This window comes from Luteimonas mephitis DSM 12574, assembly GCF_000422305.1.
Classification (GTDB): Bacteria; Pseudomonadota; Gammaproteobacteria; order Xanthomonadales; family Xanthomonadaceae; genus Luteimonas; species Luteimonas mephitis.
The window spans coordinates 459,306-471,857 of sequence record NZ_AULN01000014.1; the positions used below are offsets into that span (position 1 = coordinate 459,306).

General features: G+C 61.1%; 7 protein-coding genes. 3 read left to right on the forward strand and 4 right to left on the reverse strand.

The window, feature by feature from the left end; all coding sequences use genetic code 11:
• Positions 1-24 precede the first annotated feature (24 nt).
• Positions 25-933 carry a restriction endonuclease gene (locus tag H570_RS0106880; protein WP_027080095.1) on the reverse strand — a complete coding sequence of 303 codons (909 nt, stop codon included), beginning with the start codon at positions 931-933 and terminating at the stop codon, positions 25-27.
• A gap of 14 nt (positions 934-947) precedes the next feature.
• Positions 948-4,550 carry a DNA methyltransferase gene (locus tag H570_RS0106885; RefSeq protein ID WP_027080096.1) on the reverse strand — a complete coding sequence of 1,201 codons (3,603 nt, stop codon included), beginning with the start codon at positions 4,548-4,550 and terminating at the stop codon, positions 948-950.
• A 341-nt stretch (positions 4,551-4,891) separates the two neighbouring features.
• On the opposite strand from H570_RS0106885, the gene H570_RS0106890 reads away from it, so the two are divergent.
• Together H570_RS0106890 and H570_RS0106895 are read left to right on the forward strand one after the other, a co-directional pair.
• Positions 4,892-6,622, forward strand: coding sequence for an ATP-dependent nuclease (locus H570_RS0106890; protein ID WP_027080097.1), 1,731 nt, complete (start codon positions 4,892-4,894; stop codon positions 6,620-6,622).
• A complete protein-coding gene (locus tag H570_RS0106895; RefSeq protein ID WP_027080098.1) occupies positions 6,612-8,051 on the forward strand; it encodes a UvrD-helicase domain-containing protein in 1,440 nt (479 codons plus the stop codon). The genes H570_RS0106890 and H570_RS0106895 overlap by 11 nt, the downstream gene beginning before the upstream one ends.
• 470 nt (positions 8,052-8,521) lie before the next feature.
• On the opposite strand, the gene H570_RS18530 is transcribed toward H570_RS0106895, so the two are convergent.
• Both H570_RS18530 and H570_RS0106905 read right to left on the reverse strand, forming a co-directional pair.
• Complete coding sequence (locus tag H570_RS18530; protein ID WP_084499890.1) at positions 8,522-9,496, reverse strand: restriction endonuclease; 975 nt, start codon at positions 9,494-9,496, stop codon at positions 8,522-8,524.
• 202 nt (positions 9,497-9,698) lie between these two features.
• Positions 9,699-11,780, reverse strand: coding sequence for a hypothetical protein (locus tag H570_RS0106905; protein WP_027080099.1), 2,082 nt, complete (start codon positions 11,778-11,780; stop codon positions 9,699-9,701).
• Positions 11,781-12,270: 490 nt separating this feature from the next.
• Here H570_RS0106905 and H570_RS0106910 point away from each other — a divergent pair.
• Positions 12,271-12,552 (forward strand): IS3 family transposase (locus H570_RS0106910; RefSeq protein WP_027080100.1); only part of this gene is annotated, 282 nt, incomplete at its 3' end.

Below are 12,552 nucleotides of genomic sequence, written 5' to 3' on the forward strand. Positions count from 1 at the left end.
CAATAACAATGCGAATGGCTTGCACTACTCATCGAAGTAGTCACTGTCGATCTTCGGAAGGCGAATGTTCTGCGACGACACACCCACCTCGTGATCCATCATGAGACTAGCGAGCGTTGCACCATCCACAAGCACGATCCGCTCGACCGATCGAGCGAACTCAACCGCCTGTGCGGTAAAGCTCGAAGTCGTAAGGAACACGCCCTTGTTTGCCCGCTGTCCCGCCAAGGCACCATAGAAGCCTTGGATCTCCGGCCGCCCCACTACGCCCTGCCAGCGTTTAGCCTGTACGTATACGTTTTCGAGTCCCAGCCGATCTAGGGAAATCACCCCATCAATTCCGCCATCCCCGCTCCCCCCGACCCGCTGCAGGTCGCTGCGGCTGGTGCCGTATCCGAGTTTGTGTAGCAGGTCGAGGACGACGCTCTCGAAGTATTTTGGTGAAACCTGAAGGAGAAGATCGAGGAGCTCGGAACTGACGGACGCGCGGATCTCAGCCAGCGCCGTCTGCAAGCGATCGTCAGGGCTCTGCACGTTGTCCGGCAGTCCGTCGGCTTCGTCAGGACCAAGGGTGCTTGGTACGTCGGGCTTCAGCTTCACATCCAGATAGTTCCGCGCCAGCGCTTCCACCTGGTGCGCCGAAAGCGGTGCCGGATTGTCGTTAATGAACTTGCGCCCTGCGTCGGTCAGGCACCAGATCCCGTGCTTGGGACTGGCCGAATGCCCTGCACGCTTGAGACGGTCATGTGCCCATCCCGCACGATTCTTGTATGTCGCCTGCCCCGTCGGCAGGGAAACCGCGCGATCGGCTTCCGTCAGCCCTAGTGAATCCGCTGCTGCCTCGTGTGCTTGCCGGGCTTGAACCCCCTCCGGTCGAGTGGCGAGGAAGCGGAGGATCGGCTCGATGAATTGATCGTAGGTGGGTACGGTCATTTGGATCTCCTGGATCATGCGCCGGAAAAGCGGCCTCTGTCTTCCTGCGCATGCCCCAGAGCGGACAGCATTTCCAGCAGCTTTGGAAGCCGCTTCTTCCACGGCCCGCGGGCAGTGAACCTGGCTGCGATCTCATCGACCGAGAGCGAAACCGGGCTGGCAGCCAGAACATCGGCCACGGCGCGCACCTGGGCAACGGCGTCCTTGGGCCAGGGCTGGGGCTTGGCCTGCGGGATCATCGCCGGTACACCTTCGTCACCTTCTCCGGATGCGGTCTCAATGGCCTGCTGCTCCGGGATGTGCGCTTCCGGATTCTGGTACTCCGGGCGCAACCAGCGAACGTGGCCGCGCGCCTCCTCGGCGGCGCGCTCTGCGTTCAGGGCGAGGAGGCGTTCAAGTACGGCCTCGTCGAAGGCTCGGCCACTGTCGTCGCGGGATTGCCCGTCATCCGGTGCGTCGTTTCCGTGAGCGACGCGCAGCAGTGACAGCAGGTCACCCCAGCCATAGGCGTACAGGACGGCCTCGTCGAGCTCGTCGTGCAGCTGCCGCAGCACGGACACCAGGCCCTGTTCGTGGATGGCGCGCTCCTTGGCGGTCAGCGGCTCGCCGCTACGCAGCTTCTCCAACACGTTGTACATGCCAGTCAAGGTCAGGCCGGGATGCTCGGCCTGCCGGCGTTTGCGGTGGGCGTCGAGCTGCTCGGCAAGGGCGCAAATCCGGGGGGAGGGGTACTCGCCGAAGGATCGCGTCTCGCCCGTGCTGCCGTCGGCGCCGACTATAGCCATGCCGATGGGGCCGCCGAACTTGTCGGCGCTATCGAGGTCTGGGAACGTGAATGTCTCGAAGCAGCGCGTCTTGTTGTAGCGAGGATCATTGCCAACGCCCAGACGACCGCCCGTAGCTAACGCCCAAACCGCGTGGACTGTGCTGGAGAGAATGCCAAGAACCTCCCCACGTGGAACTGCGATGGTGACCAGAGAGCTATCCGGCGTCTTTTCGATCGGCAAGAAGCTGAAAAAGCGGTGCTTGGACGTCTCCAATGTCGCGATGTAACGATCAAGACCTGCCGTAGCGGCACGGAACTGCTGCCGAGGGTGGCCGATGACCCACCAGCGCTCACGGAAGACGGTGTTTCGGTTGTGATCACGCTCCGGCTTCGCGCGCTCCAGAAGATGCTGGTACGCCGCTGGAAACTTTGCGCGCACCTCATCTGCGTCGAGTCCGTAGAAGTCGATAACGAAGATGTTTCGCGACGTCTGCGAGAGATCCCGCCCGTTGATGTATGGGCGGATGTGCCGTTCGAGCCCAGGCACGGATCCGAGTCCCAACGAGCGCGCGCGAGCCTCATCGATCTGGAACGCGGAGCCAATGGTCTTCATTCCCACCGAGCAGAGGCCCTGGTTCGCGCGGAGTGGCAAAGCCTGCGTAGCATCCACCCCAATAGTCAGGTCGGCGTTTATACGTCCCGCTTTGGCAAAGATACCAGCTACCAGGTCGTCGCTCCCGCTTGCCCCATCGTCAAATTCGCTAGTGACCGTCCTGAGCCTTCCGGACCGACGGCCACCCTCGCCTACAGTCATTGCGATTCGCACGGCAGCGCCGTCGGCGGAGTCAACCCATGGATGGTCTGGAATCGCATCAACGAGTGAAAGCGGCGGATCGCCTTCCAGGTGGATCTCGACCGCGCGACGCACGTAGGCTTGGCGCAGGCTGTTGGTCGTGATGAAGCCAAACCGTTGGATCGCGCCTCTACGAGCGAGAAGCGCCGCGTGGTGCCACCAGCGCATCACAAAATCGGTTGCTTGGGGAAGCTCAGGCCATGCCTCCTGGAGCGCATCCACGTATCCGTCGCCCAGCGCATCGCGCATGCGTTTCGAGCCTATGAACGGCGGATTCCCTACGATGAAGTCCGCCTCCGGCCACGCCGCTTTCCTCGGATTGAGATATCGCTCTACCGGCCTTCTCGCATCCTCGTCCGGTACCAGCTGCCCGGTGACCGGCGATACCTTCATCGTCTCCCCATCCCACCGCGTCACCGGTACGCCGTGCTCATCGACCACGAACTCCGCGCCGTCGTGAGCCAGCACCGCATCCCGGTTCTCGATGTTGCGGAAGTCCCGGATCACCGGCTGCGGCGGATGCACGTCACCACGCGTCCGGTAATGCCACTGCAGGTAGCCGATCCACAGCACCACCTCGGCAATCGCGGCGGCGCGCGGATTGAGTTCGATCCCCAGCAGGTTGTGCGGATCCACGGTTTCGCCGGCGGCGGCGTCGGCACGCTCGCTACCCAAGGCCAGGTCGGTCTGACGGTAACCGAGCTCATCCAGCGCGTTGAGCACCTCTCCTTCCAGGCGTTTGAGGTGCTCCAGGGTGACGTAAAGGAAGTTTCCCGAGCCGCAGGCAGGGTCGAGCACGCGAACGGTGCAGAGGCGGTGGTGGAAGCGCTGCAGCTCTGCGATGGCTGCGTCGGTCTTGTCCTCCGCCGCCAGGGTGCCGGCTGCGGCCTGGGCCTCGCCCCATTCCTTGCGCAGCGGTTCGATCACCGTCGGCAGCACCAAGCGCTCGACATAGGCGCGCGGGGTGTAGTGGGCGCCAAGCTTGTGACGGTCCTTCGGGCTGAGGGCGCGTTCCAGCAGGGTGCCGAAGATGGCCGGCTCCACGTGCTTCCAGTCGGCGCGGGCGGCTTCCAGCAGCAGCTCCAGCTGGGCACGGTCCAGCGGCAGGGTGTCGGGCTGCTTGAACAGCTTGCCGTTGAAACGCAGTACGTTGCCCGCCAGCACAGCTGAGAATCCGCCGGCGTCCATATCGCGCCAGAGCTGGGCGAGCATGCGCATGGCGACGTCGGGTTGTTCGGCGTGGCGCGCGAGCAGGTCGCGCAGGCTGTCGTTCGGCAGCAGCTGCACGTCCTCGGCGAACATGGTGAACAGACAGCGCATCAGGAACTGGGCAACGGCCTCAGGCGCATGGCCGCCCTGCTCCAGGCTCCGCGCGAGCTTGGCCAGACGGTCGGCGATGTCGCGGGTGACCCGGGCTGATTCGCGGCTGGGATCCAGCGACAGCGGCTCCAGCCAGACCTTCCGCAGGCGCTCGCGGATTTCCGGCCGGCGCAGGTCGCCGAGCGCGATCCTGTGGCTGCGCGGGTCCGGGAACGGGACGTAGGTGCCGCCCGAGCGGCTAAATTCCGAATACAGCTCGATCCGACGGCCGACATCCACGACCACCACGAAGGGAGGCCGCCCCTCGCCGGCGGGCAATGCCCGGGCGTAGGCCTCGGCCTGGCTGCGGGCCCGCAGCAGGGCGTCGTCGAAGCCCTTGGTGTGCGAGCCCAAGCGCAGCTTCTTGGACTCCAGCACGAAGGCGCCGCGCCGGTACAGGTCGATCCGCCCGGCGCTGGTGCTGCCGTCACCGTGGAGGAAGGTGATCGGCCGCTCGAACATGTAGTCCTGCTCGGGCGTGGGATGCGGGACGTCGACCTCAAGCAGGCGGCAGAGGTCGATCAGAAAGCTCTGGGAGGTGGACAACTCCGAGGCTGCAACGCCTTTCCACCGGGCGATGAAGGCGTCAGCCGCAGCCTGGGCTTGGGATCCTGCTTCCGTACTCGCGGCGTCTGGCACGTGGGCCCCCTGCCCTGCGCGTCCTGGCGGTGTGTACAGGATACGACACCGTGCGAGTGGCGGGGCTCGCGTCGTTGGGGGGTATCCTTCCGTCCGTCCAGTAACTGGTCCAGGTACCTTAGCCCACCGTGCACTTCCGGCCAGGAGCAGTCATGCGCCACAGGACAGCGAGCCACAGTTCCAGGCTGGTCGCGGCCATCCATCAACGACCACCTTGCGAGGAGCCACGCCTTGAGCGAGCGTCGAGGTCTCTGTAGCAATAGGGTCCTGCAGCGGCGGGCGAACCAAGCCCAAAAATAGCGGATACTCGACGGCATAATGCATGCGACCTTGGGGGGGACATGGCGCGCATCCGACGGCTGGAAATCCGCAACTTCCGCTCGATCAAGACACTGGACTGGGCGCCTTCACCCGGCATCAACTGCCTCATTGGGCCAGGCGATAGTGGCAAATCGACAATCCTTGATGCCATTGATCTATGTCTGGGCGCGCGACGCAGCATCAGTATTGCCGACACAGACTTTTATGAGCTTGTCGTTAGCGAGCCTATCGTCATCACAGTGACCCTGGGTGACCTGTCTGAGGAACTGTTAAGTCTGGATTCCTACGGCGAATTTCTGCGGGGATATGATGCAACGACAGGGCAGATCGAGCCGGAACCCAGGATCGACATCGAGACCGTATTGACGCTACGCCTCGAGATCGGCGCCGACCTAGAACCGTCGTGGCAGCTGTACTCAGAGAGGGCGCAAGAACAAGGTCTGGAACGCGGGCTCGCCTGGAAGCATCGCGCCGCGTTGACGCCGGCGCGCATCGGCAACTACGCCAGCACTCATCTGTCCTGGAGCCGTAGTTCGGTGCTCAACCGGCTGACTGCCGAACGCCCCGATCTCGGAGCCGAGTTGGCTCGTGCAGCGCGGGACGCGAGGACAGGGTTCGGCAACCAGGCGGGAGCCCAACTGGCTGGGACCCTACAGATCGTGACGCGTGCAGCCACCACGCTGGGTGTGCCGGTGGGCCAGGCCCAGGCGATGCTGGACGCGCATGCGGTCTCCATTGGCGATGGTGCGATCGCACTGCACAGCGAAACTGGCATTCCGCTGCGCTCGCTGGGGACGGGGTCGGCACGCCTGCTGATGGCGGGGCTGCAGCGCGAAGCCGCTCAGGCGGCGACCATTGCACTCGTGGACGAAGTCGAATTCGGCCTGGAGCCTCACCGGCTCAAGCGTCTGCTCGATTCCCTGGGAGCCAAGGACGCGAACCTGCCCCTGCAGGCATTCATGACCACGCACTCGCCCGTAGCGCTGCGCGAGCTCTCCGGCAACCAGCTGTTCATCGTACGGCGTGAGGGGGATGGCCATGTCGTGCGCCCTGCGGGCGTGACCGATCAGGTGCAAAGCATCCTGCGCACGGACCCGGAGGCGTTCCTTGCGAAGTCGATCCTGGTCTGCGAAGGAGCCAGTGAGATCGGACTGGCACGAGGCCTCGACCAATACGGCGTTGAGGATCACAACCTAACGTCGTTCTTCGCGCTCGGCGGCGCATACGTAAACGCAGGCGGCAGCACGCCAGACCAGTGTCTGGAGAAAGCGCTCGTCTTGCGTCGACTGGGCTACAACGTGACTGCATTCATCGATGCAGACAAGGCGCCGACACCGGCGCTCCTCGCGACCCTCGCTGCCGAGGGTGTTGATCTCCTCACCTGGCGGGCAGGCCGCGCGTTGGAGGATGAACTGTTCATCTGCATGACGGACGCTGCGATCGACGCCCTGCTGGGCTACGCCATCGAACGCATCGGCCGCGATGACGTGGCCGAGCACATTCGGTCCAAGTCCGAAGGTCAGCGGACTCTTGAAGCCATCGAGGCGGAGAGAGCAGCGCAGGGCATCTATTCGGCGGCGACGCGTGAGCTCTTGGGCCGCGCATCGCGGGTCAACAAGAACGGCTGGTTCAAGTCCGTCTCTGCCTATCAGCATGTCGGCCGCAGGATCGTGGGACCGCAGTGCCAAACCTCTGAAGCCGGATTCGTGGACGTGATGAATCGACTGTGGGCATGGACCCATGCCGCCTGAACTCGACCTGTTCGCAGTCGCACGCGGGTCGGTCACTGCTCCGGCGGGCTGTGGAAAGACGCAGCTCATCGCCGATACGTTGGCTGCGCACACTGGTAGCAAGCCCATCCTGGTCTTGACCCACACCAATGCCGGTGTCGCGGCATTGCGCGCCCGCATGGCCAGAGCGGCTATCCCCAGCTCGGCGTACCGGATCTCGACGATCGATGGGTTCGCGATGCGACTCGCCGGGAAGTTTCCACTGCGCAGTGGCCTTCCTGCCCAGGCGCTTGAGCTCACAAATCCAGGCCAGGACTATCCAGCGATTCGAGAAGCAGCGGCCGGCCTCCTTGAGGCCGGACACATCAACGCGGCGCTGCGGGCTACTTACGCGAGGCTCCTAGTCGATGAATACCAGGACTGCAACGCGGTGCAGCATCGCCTGGTGGCTTGGGCTGCGCAGACCCTGCCAACATGCGTGCTTGGCGATCCCATGCAAGCGATCTTTGGATTCGGGGGGAATCGTTTGGTCAACTGGCAAGTCGATGTCGAGGCGCAGTTTCCTTTTGTCGGCATGCTGCAGACACCTTGGCGCTGGCGGCGGGCTGGCACCGAGGAATTGGGGCAATGGCTGCTGAACGCGCGGGCGCTGCTTCAAGCCGGACAGCCCGTAGACCTGCAAGGGGCCCCGCCAGAAGTGCAATGGGTGCAACTGACCGCGGAGACGGCCGACGGGCAGCGTCGGGCCGCCGCCAGGACTCGCGGGCGCAACGCTCAGGACAGCGTGCTCATCATCGGCGACGCAATGAATGTCCGTGGGCGCCACCAGCTGACCAGCCAGACACCTGGCGCATCAGTTGTGGAGCGCGTTGACCTGGTGGAACTCATCCAGTTCGCACGAGCCTTTGACCCTGTAGGGGCCAATTCGCTAGGGCAAGTGGTCGCGTTTGCTGCGAGCCTGATGACCGGAGTGCGGCCGGCCGCGCTGCTGGAACGTGTGCGCGTTCTGCAGAATGGCAGGCCTCGCAATCCACCGACACCGATCGAGGCTGCAGCCCTGACGTTTGCTCAAGGTCCCAGCGTCGCAGAGGCTTCTCGGTTACTGCATTCCTTTGCGCGGCAGCCGGGCACTCATGTGTACCGTCCCGAGATGCTGCGCTGCTGCCAAGCTGCTATGCAGGTCGCCGCTCGAGGCACCTGCACGCTTAAGGAAGCAGCACTTCAAGCGCGCGAGCGTCAACGTCATATGAGCCGGCCGGTTGCTCGGCGGTCAGTTGGCAGCACTTTGCTACTCAAAGGACTTGAGGCCGATGTCGCGGTTGTGCTTGAGCCACAGGCTATGACGGCGGCACACCTTTACGTCGCACTAACTAGAGGCGCTCGAAAAATCGTGGTTTGCTCCCCCACCAGCATGCTTACTCCACGCCCGGACGCCCAAAGCAACGCCTGATAGCGCTCGGCGCCCTTCTGGGCAAAGTACCCCGTCTGATTTCTCGAGCCTCCTCACGGTATCTGACCAATCGCCGCCAACCGCCTCATCGGCTTGTTTCCGCGGCTCGCAGCGCGGCGAATCATTGAAAGTCCTGCTTAGAGCGCCAGGTTATGGATTTAATGACAGCAACCGCTACACAGCAGGTGCTGACAAGTGACCTCGCGAGTGGTCGCAATGGTCGCACCACGCCTGTCCTGCACTTAGAAGAGGACCATCGCCATTCCCCTCCGGCAGGAGATTGCCATGGGCATATCTCCACACCTCGCATCCCCATGAGCCTTGGAACAAGGGAAAACTCATCGGCCAGAAGGCCCCCTCAAGTTGAGACATCTGGGCCATCCGGTTTTCGTCGAGACCGACCCAACACAAGTTTGAGCTGATGTGCATCCCGCGCCCCACGGCGCGGTAAGCGCGAATCACGCCTACAGCTAAGCAACCGCCGCATTTGAAAGCATCAGCCCTGACGGCACGACGAACAATCCAATCTGATCCACCGGCACTTGCAAGCGCTTGTCGCCAATTAACTCAAAGTGATCCACAGCAGTTTCTTTCGGAAAAGTGACCCGCGTGGTATGAAGAATCGAGTTAGGCGGCGGAGTTAGCCTGCTGAAATCGACAAGCACATGTGCTCTCCCGTCGTGCTGAACGACCTCGTGGATTGAGTGATCAAAGCGCTGTACGCCAATTTCACGCAACTGACGCGCCGTCCCTGGCGCGTCAATCATAGCGGCATATGTACAGGAGGCACTTCGCGTCACCACCTCGCCTTTGTACGCACAGCGTAGGGAAATGATTCCTACTCCGTCCACGGTGTATCCGGCTGGATCCAGTTGCTTTTCAAGATCGAAATTCGGCTGTTCTTCTACCGAGTCGCGGAGAGCATCCAGCACAGCCGCAAAGCCGTCTCGCCCTCCATGTACGAAAGTAGGGACAGAGGCAACGCTCCCAATGTCAGCATTTGAAACGACTGCAACTATTTCAACATGATGGAACTGCACGAAATCTGATTCAACGCGTGCGACACTTCCCCAAGACGCGATTTCTTTGTCGGAAAGGCAATCAAAGTCGTAGAGCATGATCCCAAACCGGGCCGCCTTGACTCGTGCCGGTTCGGAAAAACCATTCCTCGACACAGCGATCATGCCGTCGAGATTCAGGCTAATTTTGCGTCCAGCGAGCTCCTCTATCCACTTGACCGACTGCGAGTCCGCATGGTCTCGACACTCCACAGTCGTGCGCTTGTCGTCAGCGCTGGTGATCAGTACATCGACCTGTCGTGCCTGCCCTGTGTCCGGATCTTTGATGCCTTTTGGACTCCACTCGACCTTTGCACCCGCGTCCTGCACTAGTCGCTGGATGCGGTAGCAGAGTTTCTCGAGGGCCTTCCAGCTAGGATCGTCCACGTTTTATCGCCCTATATTTGTTGGTATCCAATTTGTGGCCTCCGATGCTTGCTTTGTAAACACCTGTCGCCGTTCACTGCAGCAAGCGCATTTGACGTCCGCTTCGGGTCGGAAGCTGCCTTCCCCTACCCACGATAAATCTTCCTAATCCACAATTCCGGACCGATGGGCAGTTGCTTGTTGCCAAGCTAGTGAAACCGATTCACGGGGATGACTTCGCCGCAGCTGGATTGCCACCAGTTCGATAGCCAGCCTTCCTGGCGGCTTCTCGCAGACTGTCTGCGGTCCAGTCAGTGCGCAGGAAGTCCATGAACTGAAGCGCCTCCTCCCCGCCAACTGCGATCTGGGTCGGCTTGAGCTTTAGGTGAGACACGACATTGACCAGCTGAATCGGGGTTCTAAGATGCCGTAGGAAGTCTTCTGGAGTCGGCTTAGCACCCTCCCAAAGAAACGCAGTCGCAGACGCCGGATCAATAGCACCCCATCCGGCCTCTCGGCTGAAGCTGCGCGATCCGATTGCTGACTGCTGGAAGAACCTGGCGATGCCACTTTCATCGGCGAAGTGGATGGCATCCTCCTCAGTAAACATCGCGTACGGCAGCGAGTTGACCACGCAATGAACGACCTGCTTGCCCACAGCTTCTGGCATGTAGGTAGCTAGGATGTCGGGGTATTGCTTGAGGCCCTCGGCCAACCGGGTGACCTGCTTAACGACTTGGCGAATGCCAAGGGAAAAGAAGTAGATCCGGACTGGATCTCCACCGGAAAGGCCACGGCTCTTGCACTCGAACAGGAATAGGTAGCCTCCCCAGACGAACGCCACATCGTAGTCGTAGACTTCACCACCGCGTTCGCAGACTATGTTCTTGGCGTTGATGCCATGCTTTCCCAAGAGCTCGATCATGCGCTTTTCGAAGCGCTTTCCTCGCCCGTCAAGGTTGACCTCCAGCATCCCAAGCGTCGACAGGATGATTGTAGGAATCGAAGACGTGGCAGCAGATATGGCAAGCAGCAGATAGCCTCCGTCCTGTAGCTTGATCAGAGGCTGGTCAAACAGATCGCGGCTTGCCTTCCGGTAGGTTGCATGTCCGATAAAGATCTTGGCCTTGTTCCCTTTGAGGTTCAGGCGCTGCAACAGACTAACAAGTTCGGCGTCGCTGAATCGGATGGTCAAACGATCAGCGTCGCGAGACTCCAAAGCTTTGTCGGCGACATCTTGGAGAATGGAGTATCCGCGAACCCACTCCGCGAGCGTCAACCCCGCGTATTCAGTTTGGTCATCCGTGATCTCGTATGACAGCAGTTGACCGAGCGCAGAAGCTCCGTGAATCTCATGAAGCGAGATCGTTTGGCTCGGCAACAGCTCAACCGTGCCGTCAGTGCCGGAGATCGCCTTATCGTAATGCGATTTGGAAATAACGGCCGTCCAATGTTGCAGTAAACGCTCTGCCAACCGAGCATTGGCAGCATAGCTGTGGAGCTCAAGGCGGTCATCAGTTGGGCGCGAATCCCACACGCGCTTGACCCCGTGCTCAGCCCAGGCCGGTGCAAGATCCTCTTTCCGATCTAATGGAGCACCCAAATATCGGTGCCGGCGTTCCGAGAACTGCCAATGCCTCCAAGCTGCAGCTAGCATCTGCACAGACCCGACAGCGAAACGGTCCCGGTCGGTCGTCGCAGGAAGCGCGGGCAACACAAGCACCCCCTCGTCGTCATACCAGCCGTGGATATGAGCCTCCATGCCCAGGGTGCTTGCGAGCGTCGTAAGAAGGAGTTCGTGAACCGCCTCAGGGCTGAACTCGTTCCCATCCTCTCCTTTCAGCGTGACTTTTCCGAGATCCAAAACCCTTCCAACGGTAGAGTTCTGGTGCATTTGCGTAAGCAGGTCGATGTACTCGCGATTAGATCGGTCGAGTAGTGCGGAAACCCGTAGTGCCGGAGAGAGCTCAGCTGCTACGCTCTTGGCGAGCAGTCCAAGAATCGACTGGTAGACACCGTCGATCTCATTCAGGCGCGTTAAATGCGATCGCACCAACGTAGATTGCTTCGGGTAGCCCTTGTCATCGAGGTAGGCTGCTAGCTTCTCGAGGAACGTTTCTCGATTCTTCTGTTTATTCTGATTGAGCCTCTTCAAGACCAGCGCCTCATTGCGCCGAATGAGGCCGACGAGCTTTTCGACATCCTTTGGAGTCAGCGCGGTCTCTGCCAGATGGTCCTCCAAAAGCTGCCAAGACAGCTTATTAACAGCCTCGCTTACGGGTTTTTCGCTGAGTTCAATCGTCATTTGAATTAAGGATGAGGGCGGATTCGCACAAGACCAAGATTGCGTCTTGAGAGTAGATGGATCCAACGTGGGGGCGGTCTCACACCCATACTGCGGCAAGTGTGCTCCTAGCGTCCATGCCCGAAAGGTCAGCCTGAAAGTGTGGCACCGTCCGGTCGAGGATCCTCCTCACGATTGGGGTTCAGTGGGGGCTTTGGAGGTGTGAGGTGGGACCACCCCTCCGAACGCCGGCTTGGATCAAATGCTTCCCCATCTACCCTCGATAAACATCCCTAATCTTCGCCTACCTCAGATTACGCCAAGAGCATTGGACTCATCTGCCCTGGCGCATTTGCGCATCCAGTAGGCCGAGACTGGCCGGGATGCGTCCATGTAAATTTACATCCGGATGTAAATTCCTGTAAGAACGCCTCGCTCGCCCCGCTGTTTGGACTGCTGCCGGTTTCACAGACACCTGGTTTAGGTGTGATGATGAAACCGGAGGTGGCAAATGGCAAAGCGGACCTTTACCCGAGAGTTCAAGGTTGAGGCGGTCAAGCTGGTGCGGGAGCGGGGAACATCGGTGGCGCAAGCCTCCCGGGACTTGGGGATCCATCTGAATGTGCTGCGCAAGTGGCTCAAGGATTACGACCAGGACCCGCAGCAGGCTTTCCCGGGCCAAGGGCAGATGAAGCCCGAACAGGCGGAGATCGAGCGTCTGAAGAAAGAAGTGGCCCGGTTGAAGATGGAGCGGGACATTCTAAAAAAAGCCGCGGCCTTTTTCGCCAAGGAG